Origin of the sequence: Bacillus sp. OTU2372 (genome assembly GCF_038440275.1) — a bacterium.
In the GTDB taxonomy this organism is placed as follows: domain Bacteria; phylum Bacillota; class Bacilli; order Bacillales; family Cytobacillaceae; genus Neobacillus; species Neobacillus bataviensis_B.
In genome coordinates this window covers 14,986-39,547 of the sequence record NZ_JASATK010000026.1, presented here as the reverse complement: position 1 = coordinate 39,547, position 24,562 = coordinate 14,986, and the positions used below count along the sequence as shown (strand labels likewise).

15 protein-coding genes are annotated in these 24,562 nt (G+C 38.1%); all 15 read left to right on the top strand.

Annotation, left to right across the window (positions count from 1 at the left end; all coding sequences use genetic code 11):
- The first annotated feature begins 286 nt into the window (after positions 1 to 286).
- The 15 genes from AAHB15_RS25500 (at position 287) to AAHB15_RS25430 (ending at position 24,527) form a co-directional block, all read left to right on the top strand.
- The gene (locus AAHB15_RS25500) at positions 287 to 586 is read left to right on the top strand and encodes a Dabb family protein (protein ID WP_335472667.1); all 300 of its coding nucleotides are present in this window, start codon (positions 287 to 289) and stop codon (positions 584 to 586) included.
- A gap of 346 nt (positions 587 to 932) precedes the next feature.
- A complete protein-coding gene (locus tag AAHB15_RS25495; RefSeq protein WP_342043607.1) occupies positions 933 to 2,480 on the top strand; it encodes a DUF5060 domain-containing protein in 1,548 nt (515 codons plus the stop codon).
- A 335-nt stretch (positions 2,481 to 2,815) separates the two neighbouring features.
- Positions 2,816 to 4,387 carry an apiosidase-like domain-containing protein gene (locus AAHB15_RS25490; RefSeq protein WP_342043606.1) on the top strand — a complete coding sequence of 524 codons (1,572 nt, stop codon included), beginning with the start codon at positions 2,816 to 2,818 and terminating at the stop codon, positions 4,385 to 4,387.
- Positions 4,388 to 5,124: 737 nt separating this feature from the next.
- Complete coding sequence (locus tag AAHB15_RS25485) at positions 5,125 to 6,231, top strand: family 43 glycosylhydrolase (RefSeq protein WP_342043605.1); 1,107 nt, start codon at positions 5,125 to 5,127, stop codon at positions 6,229 to 6,231.
- 556 nt (positions 6,232 to 6,787) lie between these two features.
- Positions 6,788 to 8,848, top strand: a complete 2,061-nt coding sequence (locus tag AAHB15_RS25480; protein ID WP_342043604.1) for a beta-galactosidase — start codon at positions 6,788 to 6,790, stop codon at positions 8,846 to 8,848.
- Between the two features lie 11 nt (positions 8,849 to 8,859).
- Complete coding sequence (locus tag AAHB15_RS25475; protein ID WP_335572436.1) at positions 8,860 to 9,030, top strand: hypothetical protein; 171 nt, start codon at positions 8,860 to 8,862, stop codon at positions 9,028 to 9,030.
- Positions 9,031 to 9,092: 62 nt separating this feature from the next.
- The gene (locus tag AAHB15_RS25470) at positions 9,093 to 11,492 is read left to right on the top strand and encodes an alpha-L-rhamnosidase-related protein (protein ID WP_335572435.1); all 2,400 of its coding nucleotides are present in this window, start codon (positions 9,093 to 9,095) and stop codon (positions 11,490 to 11,492) included.
- Positions 11,493 to 11,684: 192 nt separating this feature from the next.
- The gene (locus tag AAHB15_RS25465) at positions 11,685 to 14,096 is read left to right on the top strand and encodes a glycoside hydrolase family 3 N-terminal domain-containing protein (protein WP_342043603.1); all 2,412 of its coding nucleotides are present in this window, start codon (positions 11,685 to 11,687) and stop codon (positions 14,094 to 14,096) included.
- A gap of 95 nt (positions 14,097 to 14,191) precedes the next feature.
- Positions 14,192 to 14,926, top strand: coding sequence for an SDR family NAD(P)-dependent oxidoreductase (locus AAHB15_RS25460; protein WP_335470172.1), 735 nt, complete (start codon positions 14,192 to 14,194; stop codon positions 14,924 to 14,926).
- Between the two features lie 147 nt (positions 14,927 to 15,073).
- Complete coding sequence (locus AAHB15_RS25455; protein WP_342043602.1) at positions 15,074 to 16,531, top strand: DUF5605 domain-containing protein; 1,458 nt, start codon at positions 15,074 to 15,076, stop codon at positions 16,529 to 16,531.
- Positions 16,532 to 16,805: 274 nt separating this feature from the next.
- Entirely contained in the window at positions 16,806 to 18,356 is a 1,551-nt protein-coding gene (locus AAHB15_RS25450; protein ID WP_342043601.1) for a DUF5060 domain-containing protein, read from the top strand.
- Between the two features lie 345 nt (positions 18,357 to 18,701).
- On the top strand, positions 18,702 to 20,090 hold the full coding sequence (locus tag AAHB15_RS25445; RefSeq protein ID WP_335575487.1) for an MFS transporter: 1,389 nt from the start codon (positions 18,702 to 18,704) through the stop codon (positions 20,088 to 20,090).
- 101 nt (positions 20,091 to 20,191) lie between these two features.
- Complete coding sequence (locus tag AAHB15_RS25440) at positions 20,192 to 22,129, top strand: Tat pathway signal sequence domain protein (RefSeq protein ID WP_342043600.1); 1,938 nt, start codon at positions 20,192 to 20,194, stop codon at positions 22,127 to 22,129.
- A 465-nt stretch (positions 22,130 to 22,594) separates the two neighbouring features.
- Positions 22,595 to 24,088 (top strand): DHA2 family efflux MFS transporter permease subunit, encoded by a 1,494-nt coding sequence (locus tag AAHB15_RS25435; protein WP_342043599.1) that lies wholly within the window; start codon positions 22,595 to 22,597, stop codon positions 24,086 to 24,088.
- 148 nt (positions 24,089 to 24,236) lie between these two features.
- The gene (locus tag AAHB15_RS25430) at positions 24,237 to 24,527 is read left to right on the top strand and encodes a GDSL-type esterase/lipase family protein (protein ID WP_342043613.1); all 291 of its coding nucleotides are present in this window, start codon (positions 24,237 to 24,239) and stop codon (positions 24,525 to 24,527) included.
- Positions 24,528 to 24,562: the final 35 nt, after the last annotated feature.

Below are 24,562 nucleotides of genomic sequence, written 5' to 3'. Positions count from 1 at the left end.
TCTCCAACCCTCATGGCCAATTAGCCCGGTTAAGAGCGGAGCCTATTCAAAAGCTAGTATATCATCCAATGTCGAAGTTAACTGAAGACAGACTAAAAAAGCTTATTGATGAGTTAAATGAATTTTGAAAGGGAATTGGACATTGTTGGACAATAGCTCTGTAATCATTTATTGGAATCGCCGATAGACTAGTTTTCAACGATAAGTGTATCAACACTTATCGTTGAAAACAGCCTATAGTTCTAAAAGAAATTTTTTCTTAAAGTTTAGTTTAAAGGAGGAGAAAATGTACGAACATATTGTTGTTTTTAAATTTAATGAAAATCTCTCATTAGATAAGGAACATAATCTTCTTAAACAACTTAGAGCATTCAAAGGGAAAATTCCCGGAATTGCAGAACTTACTGCCGGAATTAACGTAACCGAGGAAATAGAAAATAAACAGGGTTATACTTTGGGATTACGCATAACCTTTGAAAGTAAGCCATCGCTTGATAACTATTTGCCACATCCCGTTCACCAAGAGTTTGTTTCTTCATTAGCAGGATTCATAGACAATGTCATTGTAGTGGATTATGAAAATTAATCATTAATTAAATAACGATTAGATTTAATATTCAATAAAAAATACTGAGTTAATAGATTCCTACTTCACAAGTATATAAGGAGTAAGTATATGAAGAAAACGAGTATTAAATATTTGGATTCCTCGCTTTCAGTGGAAGAACGTGCAGATGATTTATTACATTTATCCTGATTTTGGTCATGAGTTTTTACCAGGATTAAACGATGAAATCTATTCCTTTATGATGGTAGTATAAAAAATTTTATGGAGATGAGCTTTTAATCTAGTAATTTGGGAAAAGCTGAAGTGGACAATATATCTGGTGGAAGTTAATAAATACTTGAAAACCTAGAGAGGAGTACAGTTTATGAAAAAAATAGAAAAATATAATATATTTGAGGGAAGCGTTAGAGGCACGGAACCATCTAAATCAAACGTTAAGGTGGATTTTACTGGAACATTCAGAAAAGATGATAAAACGGTTAAAATTAACGGATTCTACAATGGAAATGGTGAATATCTAATTAGATTTATGCCTGATGAAGTAGGTATATGGCATTATGAGTTAAGTCTAAAAGCGGAAGAAGAGATTAATGAATCTGGTGAATTTGAATGTATAAGAGAAACGGGAAATAATCATGGGCCTGTTGTTGTGAATGGTATGAATTTTCAATATGCCGATGGTACAAGATATATTCCCTTCGGAACCACGTTATATGCTTGGATTCATCAACCAAGGCAGCTTATTGAAAAGACAATTGAAACACTCTCCAAAAGCCCATTTAATAAGGCTCGTATGTGCGTATTTCCTAAAAGTTATACGTATAACACGAATGAACCTGAGTTTTTTCCTTTCGAAAAAAATGGAGAAGGAAAGTGGGATGTTAATCAGCCAAACGTTGAATTTTGGAAACATTTGGAGAGTCAATTATCAGCACTTTCCAATATAGGTATTGAGGCAGATTTAATTTTGTTCCACCCATATGACAGATGGGGATTTGCGGACCTAGGCAGAGAGGATGATCTAACTTATCTTGATTATTGTGTAAGGAGGCTGGCAGCCTTCAGAAACATTTGGTGGAGTCTGGCAAATGAGTTCGATGTGGTATTTAGTAAGAATGAACAAGACTGGGAGGCATTTGGTGAGTTTATAAGTAGTAATGATCCTTACCATCATTTGCTATCCAATCATAACATGCTTGGGTTTTATGATGCATCCAAACCTTGGATTACCCACTGCTCTATTCAGACAAACAGTTTTCAAAAAACTAAAATGTTCAGTGATCAATATAAAAAGCCTGTTATGATTGATGAGTGCAAATATGAAGGAAACATTGATGAAAGTTGGGGCAATATATCTGGCTTTGAGATGGTTCACAGATTTTGGTCTGTTATGGTGCTTGGTGGCTTCTGTACTCATGGAGAAACTTTTCATAGAGATGATGAGGTTCTTTGGTGGTCAAAAGGTGGAGAACTACACGGGGAGAGTGCAAACCGCATTGCTTTTCTAAAGGATATTATGTATGAACTGGAAGGGGAAATTCAGCCAGTTCGAGGTGCGTTTGATACAGATCCTAATGATCTCAGTTCAAAGGAAAAGCTAGAGGCTGCACAGAATAACCCATTTGCAAAAGCTATTTTGAATACTGACCCTTTAGTATTTGATGATTTTAGGACTAGGGTCGTAACATCCTGGACAGGTGGATATGGTGACAAATATATCATTACATATCTAGGTAGGGAATGTCGTTGCTTCCTTGATATGGAGCTACCAGAAAACGGTGAAGAGTATTCAATCGAAGTAATAGATATTTGGGAAATGACGCGTGAAACAGTGCTTGAGAGAGCAAAAGGAAAGGTAAGGGTTAATTTACCAGGAAAAGAAGGGATAGCAGTTATTGCGACGAGGAAATAAGATGGTAAAAGCAAGAAGTCATTTATTAGTTTAGCATTAATCACGTTTTATTTTATTTGAATGGTTTTAATTACACAAATTTATTTTATTTAACAGCTTAGACAGGGAAAACTTCAGTAATGATACTCATAAAGATACGTTTGTAAGTATCTAATTACGGAGTTTTTCCTGAGTCCTGATTAAAAAAAACCTTTGTAATCTTGGCTGCTGTTAGTCTTCCTGTTTGGACAAGAACTTCATCCTTGATTGAATCTTAAACGAGTGAAACAGGTATTAAGAATTTACAGAGTATTATTCGGAGTACTCTAGATAAGTAAATAACGAGGCGAAAAAGAATGAAACAATATCAAATATATGAACTTACATTTAAGGGAAAAGAACCAGAAGGTGACTTTGTAAACGTTGATATCAAAGGAGTTTTTCAAGTAAATGGGAAAAAAATATGTGTCAACGGATTTTACGATGGAGAAGAAAATTACCGGGTTCGTTATCTGCCATTAGAGAGTGGATGGTGTGAATATAAAGTCGAGTCTTCTATAGAGCTATGTGGAACGATGGAAGGAAGAGAATGGGTAGAAGTTGCTGATCATAAAGACCATGGATTAGTTCGGGTGAATAATCTATCATTCCAATATGAAGATGGAACCCCCTATCTGCCATATGGTACAACAGTATATGCACTTTTCCATCAGAAAAAGATACTGATGGATGAGACAATGGAAACTTTGAAAACAGCACCATTTAATAAAGTACGTATGTGTATTTTTCCGAAACATTTTGAGTTTAACCGGAACGAACCAGAGATATTTCCTTTTGAACGGGATGCAGAGGGAAAATGGGACGTGAAAAGACCGGACTTTAAATTTTGGAGGAATCTGGATGAGAAACTGATCCAGCTACAGGAATATGGAATTCAGGCAGATTTGATACTTCTTCATCCTTATGATTGTTGGGGACTTATGTATCTGACCAGAGAAGAGTATGAGATTTATTTGGAATATCTTATACGAAGAGTTGCTGCATACCCGAACGTTTGGTGGTCTCTTGCCAATGAATATGACCTGATGGATGGATTGGAACAAAAGGATTGGGAAGCTTTTGCAGAATATCTTGGTATTAACGATCCATATCAACACCTTCTCAGCAACCACAACTTTGTACATCCTTGGGATTTTTCCAACCCATATACAACTCATTGTAGTCTGCAGCAAGCTGATGCAGCAAAAATTCCAGCACTATTCCAAAAGTATCACAAGCCTGTAATTTATGATGAGTTGGGATATGAAGGAAACATTCCTTATAACTGGGGTAATTTATCCGGGTTTGAAATAGTAAATAGGTTTTGGAAGACCTGTTGCATGGGAGCTTATGCAACCCATGGAGAAACCTATATGGAGAAAATGGATAATAACCAGATCCTTTGGTGGAGCAAGGGGGGCAGACTGAAAGGAGAAAGTGTACGTCGTATTGCATATATGAGAGAGCTTTTTGAAGAAATGCCAGGAACACTTACCTTGTATCATTCACAGGATGCAGTACCATTTGAGACCCAGCAGCAGTTACGTGAAATGGTGGAAAATGGAAAAATGGAAATTGCAAATAATCTGGTATTCAAGTGTATGTGCAAGCTCAATGATGGAGAATTTGCACATATGATGGAGTTTATGACACCTCCAATTGTTCATTATAAGGATAAGGTATTTCTGACTTATCTTGGTGATGCATGCACAATCTATACAACCATGAATCTTCCCGAGGATGCAGTTTACACTGTGGAAATAATCGATGTATGGGAAATGACAAGGACAGTAGTTAAGACCAATGCCAGTGGAAAAACAGAAATTGATCTTCCAGGAAAAGTTGGAATTGCAGTTCTAGCAACAAAGGAAGCCTTACATTGTGGATAATAGTCAGTTTGAACAGTTTCCATAACTTTATCCAAATAGATAATAAAACATCCTGGAGATAAATGTGAATTTTCTTCCGGGCTGTTTCTTTTTGGTATATTTTTAGTTTGTAAACTTATTTGTTATGCCTGACACTACGTATGCCAATAAGCCAGTGGTTTTTCTGGTAATTTGCTGGACAACCTATTAAAAAATACTAGAACAAATGAAAAATAAATAAGTGTGATTTAACAATATAGTATTTGAGGTGCTGAGAAATACAAATAGAAATCGTACATTTTGAACAATTCAATTAAATGCCTTTACGAGCCATTGTGAATTTTAGCCAGGGTGCATTTACGGAAGAAATGCTTACAGGATTTATTCAGCTTTTAAATGATCAACGAAGAAATGTGGCAGTAGTATAAATCTTTTTAAGATAATTCACTCTAGAAATTATTAGATAGAAAAACACCCAATAAATGTTAGTAGAGTGTAAATGGAGGGGTTTTCACCTGCCGAATTAAGAAGAAGATCTTCGGAAAATGTAGTGATTGGGGAATAAATGCTTTCTAATTTATACATTTATTTATGAGATATTGAGGACCCTGAAGACTCTATTTTATTCTCCGTCTAAGGGGCAGCCTCCAATTAATATAGACTAGAATTTTTATAACATAACCAAATTTATTGGAATAAAGATAACTAGTTTTATGTGAAAATCTAGGAAAAGATAGAAAGAGAGAAGTGAGTATAAAATGAAATATAATTCAATCAGACCAGGACAAATTTGGCTAGATACCGAGGGAAAGCGCATTCAGGCGCATGGGGGATCCATTATAACTGTAGGAGATACTTTTTATTGGTATGGTGAAAATAAAGAAAACACAAAGGCCGGAAATGGAATTTGGCATTGGGGAGTTAAATGCTATGCATCAAAAGATTTGTATAACTGGGAAGACAAAGGAATCATCATTCCTCCTAATGAAGAAGATGAGAACTCTCCCCTGCATCCTTCTCAATTCATGGATAGACCACATATTATTTTTAATGAAAAAACAGGTAAGTTTGTATGTTGGCTGAAGATTATGAAAAAAGAAGGAACACAGGAATCAACGGTTTTGATTAGTGACCATATTTTAGGACCATATACCATGGTGAAAAGTGGTCTCCGTCCATTAAATATGAGTGCCGGTGATTTTGATTTGGTCTTGGCGCCAGATGGAAAGGCTTACTACTATTTTGAAAGAGTTCATAGTGAACTTGTATGTGCCGATTTAACAGAAGATTTCACGGATGTAACAGGTTATTATTCTACTCATTTTCCAAATATCCAACCTCCATATGTTCGTGAGGCACCAGCCTACTTTAATAGGAATGGACTACACTACTTGTTCACATCCGGCACAACAGGATATCATCCAAACCCATCGGAGGTCGCTCGTGCCAAAACTTTTCATGGTCCATGGGAGATTTTGGGGAATCCGCATACAGAGGATCCTACCTGCACTTCATTTAATTCACAGATCACCTCTGTATTTAAACATCCATTTAAAAAAGATTTGTATATTGCATTGGCGGATAGATGGCTTCCAAAGCTTCCGGAGATAATCGGAGAAGATTTTTATAATGGTAATAGGTATCGAACAGTTAAAGAGAGATTTAAATTATTATTTGGCCCGGAAAGAGATACTGTTATACCGGGAGAATCTCAAAAAAAACAGGATTCAGAAAGACAAGAATATGGCCTAGATTTAGATGTTGATACCTCCGTATCAGATTATGTATGGCTACCTGTAAGATTTGATGGTGAGATGGCATATATAGACTGGATAGATGAATGGAAAGTGGAAGATTATGAATAACCGTCAACCAGAGTCGATCGGAGTTGATAAGATCAAACCAAATCCAAGACTTACTCAATTGGACATACTCGAAAACAATTAAATAATAAAGAATTCTATTCCTTTGAAATTATATTCATAGAGTTACGTTTCCATGGGGCCCTTCATTTGTCTGGCTGGGAATGGTTTTTACTGGCTGTGCCGGTTGTACAGAGAGTATCGCGAACAGCGTTACCCGCAAGCTTTCGTCTTTGCTTCTGAGTCGATGTGGTGTTATCAGATGGGACTTGACGTTTTGAGGGATTCCGAGCATGGGAAGTGGGATCGCTTTTACCGGGGGGATTGGCTCACGAATATCAAGAGTACGGTCCATAATAATACACACACTAAGGCGGTTTCTGCGTATTCACGGTGATAGTCCTGATTTCTTTTTGCGTTAAAATCTGATGCCCGAAACGGAGAAGTATATTTATTTGGAAAACACACAACGCAATCCACTTTCCGACGACGAACTTGCCAAAAGGTTGAAAGAACTTTTTTGAAAAAGGTACAAATAAATGATGGATTGGGTGAGACGATGACAAAGTTTCATAGAACATATACTACTAAAGCTAATTTTATGCTTCATGGGGGAGACTACAATCCTGATCAATGGCTAGATAGAACTGATATATTAGCGGATGACATCAAATTGATGAAGTTTGCCCATACGAATACTTTTTCTGTTGGCATTTTTGCCTGGGCTGCATTAGAGCCGGAAGAAGGAGTGTATAACTTTGAGTGGTTAGATAAAATTTTTGATGATATCTACGGTATCGGCGGACGAGTGATTTTAGCCACACCAAGTGGGGCTCGTCCTGCTTGGATGTCTCAAAAATACCCTGAAGTACTGCGAGTTAATTCAGCAAGAGTGAAGCATCTGCATGGCGCAAGACATAATCATTGTTTTACTTCACCGATTTATCGTGAAAAAACTCAGAAGATCAACCGCCTGTTAGCTGAAAGATACGGTCAGCATCCTGCTTTGTTAATGTGGCATATCTCAAACGAATATGGCGGCGAATGCCATTGTCATCTATGTCAGGAAGCCTTCAGAAACTGGTTAAAAGAGAAATATCCTGACCTTAAATCCTTGAATCATGCTTGGTGGGGTCCATTTTGGAGCCACACTGTTACAGATTGGTCACAAATCGAATCTCCTTCTCCAATTGGAGAAAATACGGTAAACGGATTAAACCTTGACTGGCGCAGATTTGTAACCGATCAGACGATTGATTTCTTTGAAAATGAAATTATCCCCATAAAGGAAGTTACACCTGAAATTCCAGTTTCGACGAATTTCATGGCGGATACACATGAACTCATTCCGTTCCAAGCTCTTGATTATAGCAAGTTTGCGAAACATCTTGATGTGATCAGCTGGGATGCCTACCCTGCTTGGCACAATAATTGGGAGAGTACAGCTGACTTGGCAATGAGAGTAGGATTCATAGATGACTTGTATCGCAGTCTTAAACAGCAGCCGTTTATTTTAATGGAATCTACTCCGAGTCTTGTAAACTGGCATCAAGTGAATAAAGCAAAACGACCAGGAATGCATCTGCTTTCCTCCATGCAAATGGTGGCACATGGCTCGGACAGCGTCATGTACTTCCAATGGCGCAAGTCACGAGGTTCTGCGGAAAAATTCCATGGTGCGGTTGTTGACCATGATAATAGCTTGGATAACCGTGTGTTCCAAGAGGTTGCAAAGTTGGGGGGAATCTTGGAAAAGATTTCTGATGTAGTGGGAACAAATCGCCCTTCAGACGTTGCTATTCTTTATGATTGGGAAAGCAATTGGGCCCTTAACGATGCATCAGGCTTTGGTATAAAGACGAAACGGTACCCGCAAACCTTGCAGACACATTACCGAACTTTTTGGGAAATGGATATTCCTGTCGACGTCATTACCAAAGACCAGGATTTCACCTCGTATAAATTATTAATTGTGCCAATGCTCTACTTAGTAAGCGAAGAAACGATTTCACGCTTGAAGAAATATGTAGCCAGGGGCGGTACGTTAGTCATGACCTACATAAGCGGAATTGTTAATGAACATGATTTAACGTATTTAGGGGGCTGGCACAAAGACCTTCAAGAGATTTTTGGAATGATTCCTGTTGAAACCGATACGCTGTATCCAAATGATCGCAATGCAGTCCATTTCAATGGTAAATCGTATGAGTTAAAAGATTATGCAACAGTTATTCAATTAAATGCAGCTAAAACAGAAGCCCATTATGTGCAGGATTTTTACGCGAATACACCGGCTGTTACAAGCAACGTATTTCAGAAGGGAAAAACCTATTATATTGGCGCCCGGTTAGAGGATGATTTCCATCGTAAATTCTATTCGGGGCTAATAAACGAATTAGCGATTAAACCTGCTGCTTCCGTTAAGCACGGTAAGGGAGTATCTGTACAAGTGAGACAATCCCCTGAGTGTGACTATATTTTCATAATGAACTTTACGGAGGAAGACCAAACCGTCGTGCTTGAATCTGCTGTTAAAGATATGGTCACTGGAGAACAATTGTCTGGTGAAGTTGTTTTAGAAAAGTATCAAGTGAGGATTGTGGAAAAAGAAAAATGTTGAGTCTGTTTAAAATGAAAGGAAATCAAAATCAAAATAAACAGGATGCAGAAAGACAAGAATATGGCCTAGATTTAGATGTTGATACCTCTGTATCAGATTATGTATGGCTACCTGTAAGATTTGATGGTGAGATGGCATATATAGACTGGATAGATGAATGGAAAGTGGAAGATTATGATTAACCGTCAAATCACAACAAGACCATAACTTTTTCGAACAATAAATAGTTAAAGGAGGATATTAAATGAAAACCTACATTGAAAAAAAGGCCAATTTCTTTAAGTCGGCCAAACCTATTTGGCCTCAGGAATTAATGGGGCAAATGAATTATACTTTAGAATTTAGAGCAGTTATTGACATGCAAAGTTTTGAAACATGCAAACTAAAAATAGCAGTCTCTACCATATATAGGTTTTTTATTAATGGACAGTTTGCAGGTTATGGACCTGCAAGAGCAGCAAAAGGTTACTTCCGGGTAGATGAACTCGATATTTCCGAGAAGCTAGCTAAAGGTATAAATATAATTTCAATAGAAGTTGCTGCTTATAATGTAGAAAATTATTATATTATGGAACAACCTGAATTTCTCCAGGCCGAGCTGTTGTGTGGAGATGTAGTAATTGCTTCAACTCAAGGTAAGGGTGTTTTGTTTGAAGCAAGATTATGCAATGAACGGGTGCAAAAGGTTCCTTTCAACAGCTTTCTAAGAGGATCGTTTGTTGAATATTATAAGCTTGATTCTCAGTATGCAGATTGGAGAACAAAACAGGATTATGATTTAAAGGCTGTTGAATGTCAAGTAGTACCCGAAAAAACATTTTTGCCTCGTGTGGTTGAATATCCAGAGTTTGCTTTGAGAATGCCAGTTAAAGAAGTTGAAAAGGGTATTTTTGAAGAAGATGAAACAACAGAAGCATCATGGGTAGCGTTTTTTACTGATATGGTTGGCCGAGTTAAAAAGGGATATACCATAAATGAATTCGAAGAGGATCCAGCCATTGACCTACAAAAGGTTAAGTACTGTCAAAAACTCAAAAGCGACAGTTTTCTCACCAGTGACTCTACAACTGAGTTACATAAAGGTTCATACAGAACCTTTGATTTCGGTACCAATTTAACAGGCTTTATCGGTGCCAAAGTAATAGCTAAAGAAAAGACTAAAATTATCTTTATATTTGATGAAAAACTTACTGATGGAGATGTAGACTTCAAACGTGCAGGAATAAATCCCTTTATTGTATATGAACTTGAAACGGGAACATACAACCTGGAGGCTTTTGAAGCCTACACTTTAAGATATTTAAAAGTAATGGTATTTGAAGGTTCCTGTCAGATTAGCAATATTTATCTAAGAGAATATACAAACCCCGATGTATTTAAAGCATCTTTTTCATGTAGTGATACGAAATTAAGCCCTCTTTTTGAAGCTGGTAGAGAAACGTTGCGGCAAAACTCAGTGGATATTTTTATGGACTGTCCATCCCGTGAGAGGGCCGGATACCTGTGTGACAGCTTCTTTACTGCAAGAGCAGCTTTTGATTTATCAGGTAATACCAAGGTAGAAAGACTCTTTTTTGAAAACTACCTCTTGGCAGATAAGTTTGATAAATTACCTGAGAACATGTTGCCGATGTGTTATCCTGCGGATGCTATTGGAATCGTGACCTATTTAAAATCACAATATGGGGATTTTATCCCAAATTGGTCACTCTGGTTTGTAGTGCAGCTTGAAGAATATCTGAAAAGAAGCGGAGATACAGAGCTTGTCGAGAAATTTAAGCCAAAAGTATTAAGGCTGTTTGAGTATTTTAAAGCTTTTGAAAATGAATATGGACTTCTTGAAAAACTTGATGGCTGGGTGTTTGTTGAGTGGTCTAAGGCAAATGACTATGTCCAGGATGTCAATTATCCCAGCAATATGCTTTATGCAGGAGCTTTGGCTGCTGCGGGAAGAATTTATAATATGAATGAGTTGCTTGAACATTCTTACAGATTAAAAGAGGAAATTAGAAAGCAATCTTATAATGGAACATTTTTTGTAGATAATGCAGTGCGTGAAAATGGTGACCTAAGAGTTACAAAAAACAAATCAGAAGTATGTCAATACTACGCCTTTTTCTTTGAGGTTGCTACACCGGAAACACATAAACATTTATGGAATACATTGTTGATTGAGTTTGGACCTAAAAGAAAGGCAACAGGAGCTCATCCCGATGTAGATCCGGCAAATGCATTTATTGGAAACTATTTAAGGTTGGATTTACTCTCACGAAATGGGCTAGGGAAACAATTGGTAGATGAATCCAGCGATTACTTGACTTATATGGTAAATCAAACTGGAACTATTTGGGAGCATGCTGATGATTCTGCAAGCTGCAATCATGGATTTGGATCACATATTGTGTACTGGCTATATAAAAATGGATTAGGTATTAGCGATATTGATGTGTTAAATAAATTTATTTCCCTGAGGTTTGAAGCATCAGACTTGGATTGGTGTGAAGGGAGAGTACCGATAAACAACGGCTTTCTAAGTGTTAAATGGTGGAAAGAAGATAACACTATCTTTTACAGTGTTGAAATACCGGGAGGATTTAATCTGGAAGTGGAAAATATGACCGGTTTAACCCTTGTTCGTAAATAAATGTGATTTTTGAAGTAGTAGAAAATAATCGTAAATATGAGAAGGTGCTGCTGAAAGGCTGATGGAATAATTAACTGCACAGCAGCACTTTTTTTTCAATGAATACACTTATCAATATAATGGAAGATTCTCGAGATACAACTTATAAATTATTAATAGATTTCGCTAAATAACCAGTATGCAAGGAGAAAAATGATGAAGAAAACGAGTATAAAATATATGGATTCTTCACTCTCAGCTGAAGAACGTGCAGATGATTTGTTGCAGAGAATGAGTATTGATGAAAAAATGGGGCAGATTGTTTGTTACTTCCCTATAAAACTATCGGATTATGAATACTTAGAAGAAAAGTATAAACATGGAGTGGGGCAGGTTAGTACTCTTGAGATGAGGTCGCTAGACACACTTGAAGATGCTGCAAGGTTCCAGCGTGAAATACAGGAAAAAGTCATGTCGCTAAGTGAACATCGTATTCCGGCCATTTTTCATATGGAAGGTCTTTGTGGTGCGTATGTACAAGGGGCTACCAGCTTTCCTTCAGGGATTGGAAGAGCCTCTTCTTGGGATCCTGAATTAGAGAAAGAAATCGGGAAAATTGTTGGCAGGCAGGAGCGCGCGGTTGGTATCACACAAGTCTTTGCACCGGTATTAGATATATCCAGAGATTCAAGAATGGGTAGACAAGGAGAGACCTATGGTGAGGATCCTACTTTAGCAGCGGCAATGGGCGTTGCCTATACGAAAGGTATTCAATTAGAAAAAACGGGCCATCGACGTTCTGAAAGTGTCGCAAAGCATTTTCTGGGCTTTCATGCTTCTGATGGTGGAATACACGGGACTCATGTTGATATGCCGGCAAGACCTTTACGAGAAATCTATGGGAAGCCCTTCCAGGCAGCAATTATAGAAGCAAATTTAAGAGGAATCATGCCTTCTTATAATTCTATCAATGGAGAACCGGTGTCCGCTTCCAAAGAAATATTGACAGGAATCTTGCGGGACGATATGGGCTTTGATGGAATCACTGTATCAGATTATTGTGCGATTATGAATATTCATGGGGTTCAGAAGGTATGTGAAAGTTATACGGAAGCAGGACTTCGTGCATTAAGCGCTGGTATGGATATGGAGCTAATGATTAAGAAATGCTTTAATGACGAGTTAGCGGAATGGTTTGAAACTGGGAAAGCAGATATTGATATTTTGAACACAGCTGTAAGGCGTATTTTAGCTACTAAATTTAGAATGGGGCTTTTTGAGAACCCTTATGCCTTATCTGGTGAAGAGCTGACAAAGGCTTTTCATTGCTCCAAAGATGAGGACGTTACGCTGCAATCAGCCAGAGAATCACTAGTGCTTTTAAAAAATGATGGTATTTTGCCTATTCAAAAGAATGTGAAAAAAATTGCTGTAATCGGATGCCATGCTTCAGACGCTCGAATTTTCTTTGGAGGCTATACTCATTTTAGTATGGCGGAAGGACTGTTAGCTGCCATTTCTACTATGGCTGGTCTAGAAACAAAGGCAGACGAGAAGAAATCTGTGATGAAGACCATCCCTGGAACCCCTATACAGGTGGATGATGATCCAGCTTTTGAGGCACTATTACAGAAACAAAAGCCAGGAATCAAGAATTTACTCGTGCAATTACTGGAAAGTCTGCCTCAGACTGAAATTGCTTATTCGTTTGGATATCCAGTGGCAGGAAATGATATGTCTGGTCATGAAGAGGCTTTAAGAATAGCCCGTGATGCCGATTTGGTTATCGTTACATTGGGTGGCAAACATGGCACCAGCTCTATTGCCTCTATGGGAGAAGGTATTGATGCAACGGATATTAATCTCCCAATCTGTCAGGAAACCTTTTTAGAAAAATTATCTGAATTGCACAAAAAGGTAGTAGCCGTACATTTTAATGGCCGCCCCATCTCGAGTGATGCAGCAGACAAGTATGCAAATGCCATTCTAGAGGCATGGAATCCTGCAGAGAAAGGTGCAGAAGCGATTACGGATGTTTTACTTGGTAACTATAATCCAAGCGGGAAGCTTCCAATATCTGTGGCACGTTCCGCTGGACAGGTACCTATTTATTACAATCATCCGAATGGCTCCAGTTACCATCAGGGAGAAAGCATAGGTTTTTCCGATTATGTGGATATGCCTCATACACCTAGATATTTCTTCGGGCATGGACTTTCTTATACCAGTTTTGAGTATTCCAATTTGAGATTAAGTAGTACGGAAATAGAACCAAACGGTGTAATCACCATTACTTTTGATTTAGAAAATACAGGTGAAACGCAGGGAACAGAAGTAGTTCAGCTTTATTTTAAGGACCGTTATGCCAGCATGACTAGACCAGTCTTGGAATTAGCAGGATTTAAACGTATTGAACTAGAGCCAGGAGAAAAGCAAACCGTTTCTTTCCAGGTAGAGCCAAGTCAAATGGCGTTTCTTGATCGGGACATGAAGTGGAAAATTGAGGCTGGTGACATAGATGTGCTAATTGGAAGCTCTTCTATTGATATCAGGCTAAAGGACAGCTTTAGAGTTGCATCAGATTTATATATTGACGGTAAGAATAGAAAATTTTACGCAAAATAAAGAAGTTTAATAATAGATTTGGATTCATAGACACGTAGAGATATTTTCATAAGTCCTTAAAGGGAGTTTAAGATGATAGAAAGGGGATATGAAAGATGGATCGAATGAAAGGGAAGGTTGCCCTAGTAACTGGAGCCGGTAGCGGCATAGGTAAAGCTAGTGCAATTCTTTTGGCAAAAGAAGGAGCCAAAGTTGTATTGACGGACATTCAAACAGACACCTTGAATACTACACTTGCAGAGATCGAAGCTTTTCAGGGTGAAGCAATAGGTATTAAACTTAATGTATCTGATGAAGAAGAATGGATTGCTACAGTACAAAAAGCAGTTGGCACGTTCGGCACAATTAACGTTCTTGTAAATAGTGCTGGCATTAGCAGCCAATTAGATACTACGGAAGAATGGAAGCGCCTGATAAACATCAATTTAACAGGGAGCTATTTGGGTATGAAGCAAGTCATTCCCATAATGAAACAAGATGGTGGCTCTATTGTAAACATCGCTTCCCTTGCCGGACTTGTTGGTGGCGGTTTTAACGGTTATACAGCATCAAAAGGAGGTATACGCTCCATTTCTAGAGCTGCAGCAGTGGATTATGCAAAGGATAAAATCCGTGTAAATTCAATTTATCCAGGACTAATTATTACTCCTATGACCGAAGGCATACTCTATCATAATGTGTTGAAGCAAAAATTTGAGGAAAAGACGCCTCTTCCTCGGTTTGGAACCCCTGAAGATATTGCATTCGGCGTATTGTACTTAGCATCAGAGGAATCATCTTTTGTTACGGGTACGGAATTAGTGATTGATGGTGGCACAACAGCATCTTGACTTTACATCTATTAGAAGAAAAACGTTTGTTGTAAGCTTGGATGTACCACAAGGTTGGAAGGTAGATTTTGTTGGCCTAGAACAATATAAAAATTGGGAGATCAAAATGATTTAATTTCAATTACCAAACTAGATTGGAGTTATGAAATGGAAGACCAATATGTTAAGCAATGGGGACAGTTTGAAGCAGGTTGGGAAGGAACTAATAAAGGAAATCCTTTCATAGATGTATCGTTTAAAGCCATTTTTAAGAATGCAAATCGTGAAGTTGAGGTTAAAGGCTTTTATGCTGGTGAGGGTCAATTTACCATTCGTTATATGCCTGATCAAATTGGAGAGTGGTCTTTTCAAACGGAGAGTAATTTAGAAACCTTAAATCATTTAAAGGGTAAATTCCAATGTATTAAAGCTGGAGAGGACAATCATGGTCCTGTAATTGTTTCTGGTAAAACGCATTTTTCCTATTCAGATGGTAAACCCTACTATCCGTTTGGAACAACTGCATATGTATGGAACTATCAGAAAGAAGAGATTCAGGAGCAAACCTATGATAGTTTAAAAAGTGGTCCATTTAATAAAATTCGTATGTGTGTATTTCCAAAACACTATGATTTTAATCTTCAAGAACCAGGTTTGTTTCCTTTTGTCGGTTCATTAGAAGAGGGGTTTGATTTTAGCCGTTTTGATACCTGTTTTTTCGATAATCTGGAAGAGCAAATAGCAAGGTTAGAAGAGTTAAATATTGAAGTCGATTTAATTTTATTTCATCCATATGACAGATGGGGATTTAAAAATATGGGAATAGAGGTAGACCAGCGTTACCTTTCTTATTTAATAGCTCGTTTGGCTTCTTTTCGAAATATTTGGTGGTCATTAGCGAATGAATATGATCTCATTGAAAGTCGTCCGATGGCTGAATGGGATGATCTGTTTAAATTAATTCAAAAAGAAGATCCATCACAGCACTTAAGATCGATTCATAATTGGCATCGTCCAGACAATCGCAGTAATACGCATTGGTATGATCATAGTAAGCCGTGGGTAACACATGCAAGCATTCAGCATCCTGATACTTCCATGGTTATGGATTTACTAGAGTTATATGAGAAGCCTATCATTTTTGATGAATGTCGATATGAGGGAAATTTTAATCATGGATGGGGAAATCTCACTGCTGAAAGAATGGTTCAATGTTTTTGGGAAGGTGTTTCCCAAGGCGGTTATGTTACACATGGTGAGACATTTATGAATCCTAATGAAATTATTTGGTGGTCCCATGGAGGTAAGCTTTATGGCGAGAGTCCAAGCCGAATTGCCTTCTTGCGATCTATCATCGAAGATGGACCAGTAAAAGGGTTAAAGCCGTTTAATTTTGAATGGACCGTTTTTGCAGGGAAAATAGGGGAGGAGTATTTACTTGCCTATTTTGGTGATAGTAGACCTTCTTCTAAAGTATTGCCATTTTCGGAAAACGAGAGGTACAAAATAGAAGTTATTGATACATGGGAGATGACCATATCGCATTTAGAAGGAGAATTTACAGGTGGTTCAACTATTAATCTTCCCTCTAAGCCATATATTGCGCTAAAGGCGATCCAAATATAATAAAGCAATTAATAGATAGAATATGAACATTGTACTTTATTCTATTTAAAGAAGGGTTTTTCTCCATTTAGGGGGAATCCCTTTATATTTTTTAAGATTTATGATTCACAACAAACTTCAATAAATATAGTAGAAATTTTATAAATTAAATAGAAATGTTGAAATACATGACAAGTTGTATTATGGAAAAATAGTATATGAAAATGTAGTAAAGACAAAGGGGAAAGGTCCACAAAAACCACAAAAGAGTCAAAAATAGAGAGGAGAGCATTATATGAGACAAATAGAAAAATATAATATATTTGAGGGAAGCGTTAGAGGCACGGAACCATCTAAATCAAACGTTAAGGTGGATTTTACTGGAACATTCAGAAAAGATGATAAAACGGTTAAAATTAACGGATTCTACAATGGAAATGGTGAATATCTAATTAGATTTATGCCTGATGAAGTAGGTATATGGCATTATGAGTTAAGTCTAAAAGCGGAAGAAGAGATTTATGAATCTGGTGAATTTGAATGTATAAGAGAAACGGGAAATAATCATGGGCCTGTTGTTGTGAATGGTATGAATTTTCAATATGCCGATGGTACAAGATATATTCCCTTCGGAACCACGTTATATGCTTGGATTCATCAACCAAGGCAGCTTATTGAAAAGACAATTGAAACACTCTCCAAAAGCCCATTTAATAAGGTTCGTATGTGCGTATTTCCAAAAAGTTATACGTATAACACGAATGAACCTGAGTTTTTTCCTTTCGAAAAAAATGGAGAAGGAAAGTGGGATGTTAATCAGCCAAACGTTGAATTTTGGAAACATTTGGAGAGTCAATTATCAGCACTTTCCAATATAGGTATTGAGGCAGATTTAATTTTGTTCCACCCATATGACAGATGGGGATTTGCGGACCTAGGCAGAGAGGATGATCTAACTTATCTTGATTATTGTGTAAGGAGGCTGGCAGCCTTCAGAAACATTTGGTGGAGTTTAGCAAATGAGTATGATTTGGTTTTTAATAAGAATGAAGAAGACTGGGAATCCTTTGGCAAGTTTATTAGTAGTGAAGATCCTTATCACCATTTGTTATCCAACCATAACGGCCTAAAAGTCTACGATGCATCGAAACCATGGATTACCCACTGCTCTATTCAAATAAATAGTGTACAAAAAACTAAAATGTTCAGAGATCAATATAAAAAGCCTGTTATGATTGATGAGTGCAAATATGAAGGAAATATTGATCAAGGTTGGGGCAATATATCAGGCTTTGATATGGTTCACAGATTTTGGACTGTTATGGTACTTGGTGGATACTGTACTCATGGAGAAACGTTTCATAGGGATGATGAAGTTCTTTGGTGGGCAAAGGGTGGAGAACTACACGGGGATAGTGTAAACCGAATTGCTTTTCTAAAGAATATTATGTCTGAACTTGAAGGGGACATACAGCCAGACAAAGCTACGTTTGATGTAAATCCTAATGATCCTAGTATAAAGGAAAAACTTGATTCTGTGGAGATGGAGCCATTTGTAAAAGCTCTTTTTAGTCTTGACCCAGTTGAATTAAATGAGTTTATGAACGGTTTTTCCACGGTCTTTTCCGGAAGACATGATGACAAATACATGATCAAATATTTGGGAAGGGAATGTCGCTGCTTCACTGAAATAGAGCTGCCTGAAAACGGTGAAGAGTATTCAATCGAAGTAATAGATATTTGGAAAATGACGCGTGAAACAGTGCTTGAGAGAGCAAAAGGAAAGGTAAGGGTTAATTTACCAGGAAAAGAAGGGATAGCAGTTATTGCGGCTAAGAACAAATGACGGCAGAAGGGATTATCTCCTTTTAGGGGGGAATCCCTTTTTTATTTTTAAAGATATGGTGATTCACAACAATCTCCATTAAATATTGTAGAAATTTTATAAAATAAATAGAAAAATTGAAATACATGATAAGTGTTCATATGAAAAAATAATAAAAAGATTTAATTTTCAAAAAAAGAAATGAAAACCTTTACACGAAGGGAGGTAAGACTATAGAACTAGGAAATATTTAATCTTTTAAGGTCTTTGGTAAATAACGCTATTATCTTAATCTATCAAATTCAAAGGGGACCGTATTTTTATTAAATGGGAGAAAAAAATTTATATTCATATGGAGGTTATCCAATGGAAGCAGAAGTACTAGTAGAACAAGCACCCGTGAAAAAAGCATCCAAGGACAATGTTGGGGCTTGGAGAATGTTTGCCTGGCAAAGCCGCGCACTATCCATATCGGGCAATGTGTTAATTTTAGGATTTCTATCGATTTATTGTACTGATACACTAAAAATACCGGCTGCTTTAGTAGGAACACTGTTAATGGCTACTAAACTATTAGATGGTATTACCAATTTATTAGCGGGTGTCATTGTGGATAGAACCAATACAAAAATTGGGCGTGCCCGTCCGTATGAGTTGAGTATTATCGGGGTGTGGCTATGTACATGGCTGATGTTTGCTTGTCCTCCTGAATTCAGTTTAGCAGCAAAAGTCGTTTGGGTTTTTTCCATGTTCTTTTTTGTAGATTCCATTTTCGGAACTCTCCTTAATGCAAACAATACGGTATATATGGTACGTGCTTTTTCAAAGCAAGAGCATTATGTTGCCATAAGTTCCTATGGATCCATTATTGTTTTTCTTGGAGCAATAGCGGTTAATGTTAGTTTCCCTATGTTGATGGGTAAGCTGGCTACCTCTGCGGATGGATGGAAGACTTTGATTGCCATCTATGCGGTTCCCTTTTTATTAATTGGATTATTACGCTTCTTTTTCATAAAGGAAACGAACAATGTCGATACGGTTTCTGGTGAAAAAGTAAATTTCAAGGAATTAATGTCTGTATTAAAAACCAATCGTTATATTTATACGATTGCCATCATGTTATTCGTGTTTAACTTTGTTACAAATATGGGAGTTGGTGTATATTACTTCACCTATATTGTAAAAAATGTCGGACTGATGGGTCCTCTTGCCCTAACCCAAGTAGTGATCTTACCTTTGGTGTTTTTGTTCCCAATGATTATCAGAAAATTCTCTACGACAAAGCTGATTGTGGCAGGTATTTTCATCACCAGCTTAGGTTATTTAGTTAATTTTATTGCAGTAGATAACTTCCCCCTTTTGGCCCTTGGCGGCATATTAACTGGAGCTGGTACAGTCCCAATCGCTATGTTGAGTGCTTTGATGATTATCGATTGTGCGGACTATAACGAGTGGCAGGGAAGACCTCGTGCGGAAGGTACACTTGGAAGTGTAACAGGCTTTACTAGTAAAATAGGGGCCGCGATTGGTTCAGGTGTAATGGGTGTCTTGCTTAGTGTGTCAGGATATACTGGGAATGCGGCAACCCAGCCCGAGTCAGCGGATTTAATGATACGGATGTTATTCAGTATTATTCCACTTGTACTTTATATATTGGTAGCCCTTACATTGAGATTCTACAAACTGGATAAACTCGTTCCACAGATTCGTAAGGAAAATGAGGAAAGACGTAATCAAATGGGACTAACAGAATAAAAGGGCAAAAAGCATAAAAAAAGCTTTTACTAACTTTCTATGTATAACATGAATTGTATTTTTAATAGTTTTTAGAAAACCAAAATAATGGGAGTGTAATTATGACTGCTTCTAAGAAATCAAATTCATTAACAGCCGAAGAAGGACCTATGTGGATCACCGCTGATTGTGAGGATCCGCTATACAACCGTCCGGTCATCGACAGCGAATCCGATCACACCACTCCGGTACCTCACCACAAGGTATCGGGTCACTTTGAGGGAACTGATAAGAGGTTCAACTTCTACTTTCCATTGAAGAGTCAGTGGAAGGGACGATTTTTTCATTTGGTGTACCCGCTCATAGACGAGAACGCGACCGATGAGACATTAAGCTTCGGTGCGGACAGCGGGGCATACACGGTGCAGACGAACGGCGGGGGTGGTTATCGGGTGGACGCAGCTGCGGCCAAGTTTTCTAGGACGGTTGCTGCGAGCTATTACGGCTCATCTGAACGGATTTATGGCTATATCTATGGCGGCAGCGGTGGCTCCTTTCAGACAATAGGTGCCATCGAGAACACCAGTGGGATATGGGCCGGTGCCGTACCATTCATTCCTGGCGTGCCAACATCTATCCCGAATAACTTCTTTGCCCGGGCCTTTGCACGCTTCGTGTTAGAGGAGAAGGCCCAGCAGATTGCGGATACGGTGAGTCCTGGAGGCAGTGGAAAGCCATACGTCGGGCTCAGTGAGGTAGAACGGGCGGTGCTAGACGAGGTTACAAAACTGGGCGTACCGCTGCGAGCCTGGGAGGACTACACTTATTTGCTCGGAATGAACGATCCTCAAGGTCTCCTTGGTTTTGGTGAAGTAGTCCGAACCACTGATTCCAATTATGTGAATGACTTTTGGAGTAAGCCTGGGTATCTGGGCACGGAGCAATCATCCCTCGGTGAAAAGTACCGTAACGCCAAGATTGACCACATCTCTACCATCATCAAGGTCAACCGAAACGAACAGAATGAACCAATTAGTATAGTTCTGAATAACGTGCCAGAGGATCTGACAACAACCGGCCTCGATTACACGCTTTACGCAGCGGAGGGTACGCCGAAGGTAGAAACACTTAGGGGTTCCCTCGATCCGGTCACGATGGTTTTCACCATTGGGAGTGAGACCCCGGAAAGTGTACTGAGTGCTATGAATGAAGGCTCAAAACTAAGAATCGACAATCGGTGGTACCTCGCCTTGCTCTCATACCATCGTCATCAGGTACCACAGCGACCGGGTTACGATGCCTGGAATCATCTTAGAGCGCTAGACGGAACGCCACTTTATCCACAACGGCCATTAGAAGTTGGACCAATGATATCCCTTGGTGTGACCGGTAGAGGCACCCACACTGGCATGATTCAAGGGAAGGTTATTATGGTTGCCAACCTGTTTGATAATGACGCTTATCCATGGCATGCTGATTGGTATAGCGCGAGGGTTAAAGATTCAATAGGTGAGCGCTTCGACGCCAACTTCCGTGTCTGGTACAACGACAACGCAGATCATATTGGTCCTCGTACTCACCGTCTAGTGCAATATGAAGGCATTCTCCATCAGGCACTTAGGGATTTAAGCGCTTGGGTAGAGAGGGGCGAAGAGCCTCTAGGCTCAACCCATTATGACGTGGTTGACAGTCAAGTTAAAGTGCCTGATAACGCTGCGGTGCGCCGAGGTATCCAGCCTGTCGTCGATCTAACCGTCAACGGCGACAACAGGATTGACATTCCGGCCGGTCAGACTGTCACCTTCAAGGCAAAGATCCAGGTTCCTCCAGGGACTGGTAAGGTAGTGGGCTCCGATTGGGACTTCCTCGGCTCAGGCAACTTCGAGGCATTATCCTTCGGAAAGCCAAATGAGACGGTCTTGGTGAAGGCAACATTTACTTACAATAAGCCTGATACCTACTTCCCTGCGATTCGAGTGACGTCTCAGCGTGAAGGTGACCCGAACACATCTTTCGCGAAGGTCCAAAACCTTGGTCGCGTTCGTGTTGTGGTTCAATAGACGTACAGGCAGCCACAAATTAGAGTAAGAGGAATATAACTGGCCGAATCGGAAGGGGTTAATCAAAATGTGGTCAAATGACTACACTTTTGGTCAGTCCCTTTTTCGTTTACTGATCACTTCTAAGGTGTTAAACCTTGGGCAAAAGATAATATCTATATTTATACAAGAAACCTGGTGAAAATAGAATGGGAAAATAAGCTTACATCGAAGAACAAAATACCACCTTTAACTCGTATACTTTTGTTGAAAATCTAATTGTTCACCATACCCGAATAAATAATGTCGAAATTTTATAATACAAACAAAAAAAATGAAATACAGAAATCTTAATTTTTGAAAAAATAATAATAACGAAGAGTGAACAAAAATAAAGGCTTAAAAACATGGTATTAATTACCGAAATGTAAACGAACAAAAATAATAAATTTACTCTTCAATTTAAATGATAAGGAGAAAACGGAGATGGATTCAGTTTTACCCAAAAAAACACCCTATTTAATGATAGCAATCTTATTTTTAGGAGCCTTTGTTTCTTTTTTAAATAACTCTCTATTAAATGTGGCTCTGCCGTCTATCATGACAGATTTAAAAATTAAAGACTATTCCACAATACAGTGGCTTTCTACAGGCTATATGCTTGTTAGCGGTGTTTTGATTCCAGCATCAGCCTTTTTATTAACGCGTTTTTCGAATCGTAGATTATTTATTTCATTAATGCTTATTTTTATTTTTGGTACAGCATTAGGAGCGTTCGCACCAAACTTTGGTGTATTGTTGACCGGTCGAATGATTCAAGCAATAGGCTCTTCAGCAATGGGTCCCTTATTAATGAATGTTATGCTAGTGAGCTTTCCACGTGAAAAACGTGGGACTGCAATGGGTTTTTTCGGATTAGTAATGATTACCGCCCCAACCATTGGTCCAACAATCTCAGGATATATCGTAGAGTATTATAATTGGCGTTTACTTTTTGAAATGATCATACCTTTAGCTGTTATTAGTTTACTACTAGCAGTTTGGAAACTTGAAAATATAATGGACCAAAATAAAAATACGAATCTTGATTACTTCTCTGTTATCTTATCTTCTATTGGTTTTGGCGGATTGCTATATGGTTTTAGTTCTGCAAGTTCAGATGGTTGGACAGATACGTTTGTTTTAACTTCTTTAATAGTTGGGGCTATTGCTTTAATAGTCTTTATCTCTCGTCAATTTAAATTGGATGAACCATTATTAGATCTTCGAGCTTACAAGTATCCAATGTTTGCTCTAGCATCTATTATATCGATTGTAAACGCTGTAGCTATGTTCTCTGGTATGATTTTAACTCCAGCGTATCTCCAAAATGTAAGAGGAATTACACCACTTGATTCTGGTTTGTTAATGCTGCCTGGTGCCATTATTATGGGGATTATGTCTCCGATTACAGGGAAACTATTTGATAAATATGGTCCGCGAATTCTTGCAGTAACAGGTCTTGCAATTACAGCAGTATCAACTTATATGTTGGCAAACTTACAAATCGACTCAAGTGAAACATACATTATCTTTGTATACTCTCTCCGCACATTTGGTATATCAATGATTTCCATGCCAATTATGATAAACGGTCTAAATCAATTGCCAACTAGGTTAAATCCACATGGTACAGCCATTAATAATACAGCACAGCAAGTGTCTGGTTCAATTGGTACAGCTGTTCTTGTTACCATTATGAATTCAGTAACTAATACAGCTGCTAAAGGCCTTTTGAAAGGTGTTGATCCAACAACATTGGCACCGGCATCTCAAGCCTTATTAACACAGAAGGCTTTATTAGTGGGAATTCAATCTTCATTCTATGTAGCACTCGGCGTTAATATTGTGGCTCTAGTATTAGCCCTATTCGTTAAACGTGTTGATACTAGGAAAGAAACAGTCTTGGGAAACAAAAGGAAGGAAATCGTAGGCTTGTAAGTTAATAGACTAAATTCTAGGTTGATTTTTTCTTATAAATTTGATAAAAGAATTTATTTTCTTCTATTTATCTAATAAATCTAATGTTGTGATTAAAGCAGCTCGTTAATTGGCGAGTCTTCTTTAAAAATAGTGGAAAAGGGGTCAGATAAATATTGGAACGAATGATATCGGTTCGCCCGGCTATAAAAAAGAAGATTTACTTGCAAACTATAATACTATTTTAACTCAAATTGGTGAAAAATTGCCGGATTGCAAGGTATTTGTAATGGCTTATTATCCTATAAATGCAAAAGCGGATTTTCCTCCAATTGACAAGTCTAAAAAGGAAGAAATGTTTAAAACAAGAACTAATCAAGCAATCTCGGATGCGAATGAATTAATTAAAGAATTAGCAAAAAGACATGGTTATGAATTTTTTTTTGTAAAAAGGGTTTAATGGATTCTGAAGGAAACTTAAAAGAAGAATATGCA

Bases quoted from the DNA above. Each gene is read 5' to 3' on its own strand.
- AAHB15_RS25445 (WP_335575487.1), top strand. From the start codon at position 18,702: ATGGAAGCAGAAGTACTAGTAGAACAAGCACCCGTGAAAAAAGCATCC.
- AAHB15_RS25480 (WP_342043604.1), top strand. From the start codon at position 6,788: ATGACAAAGTTTCATAGAACATATACTACTAAAGCTAATTTTATGCTT.
- AAHB15_RS25460 (WP_335470172.1), top strand. From the start codon at position 14,192: ATGGATCGAATGAAAGGGAAGGTTGCCCTAGTAACTGGAGCCGGTAGC.
- AAHB15_RS25435 (WP_342043599.1), top strand. From the start codon at position 22,595: ATGGATTCAGTTTTACCCAAAAAAACACCCTATTTAATGATAGCAATC.
- AAHB15_RS25490 (WP_342043606.1), top strand. From the start codon at position 2,816: ATGAAACAATATCAAATATATGAACTTACATTTAAGGGAAAAGAACCA.
- AAHB15_RS25470 (WP_335572435.1), top strand. From the start codon at position 9,093: ATGAAAACCTACATTGAAAAAAAGGCCAATTTCTTTAAGTCGGCCAAA.
- AAHB15_RS25440 (WP_342043600.1), top strand. From the start codon at position 20,192: ATGACTGCTTCTAAGAAATCAAATTCATTAACAGCCGAAGAAGGACCT.
- AAHB15_RS25485 (WP_342043605.1), top strand. From the start codon at position 5,125: ATGAAATATAATTCAATCAGACCAGGACAAATTTGGCTAGATACCGAG.
- AAHB15_RS25455 (WP_342043602.1), top strand. From the start codon at position 15,074: ATGGAAGACCAATATGTTAAGCAATGGGGACAGTTTGAAGCAGGTTGG.
- AAHB15_RS25450 (WP_342043601.1), top strand. From the start codon at position 16,806: ATGAGACAAATAGAAAAATATAATATATTTGAGGGAAGCGTTAGAGGC.
- AAHB15_RS25495 (WP_342043607.1), top strand. From the start codon at position 933: ATGAAAAAAATAGAAAAATATAATATATTTGAGGGAAGCGTTAGAGGC.
- AAHB15_RS25500 (WP_335472667.1), top strand. From the start codon at position 287: ATGTACGAACATATTGTTGTTTTTAAATTTAATGAAAATCTCTCATTA.
- AAHB15_RS25465 (WP_342043603.1), top strand. From the start codon at position 11,685: ATGATGAAGAAAACGAGTATAAAATATATGGATTCTTCACTCTCAGCT.
- AAHB15_RS25475 (WP_335572436.1), top strand. From the start codon at position 8,860: ATGAAAGGAAATCAAAATCAAAATAAACAGGATGCAGAAAGACAAGAA.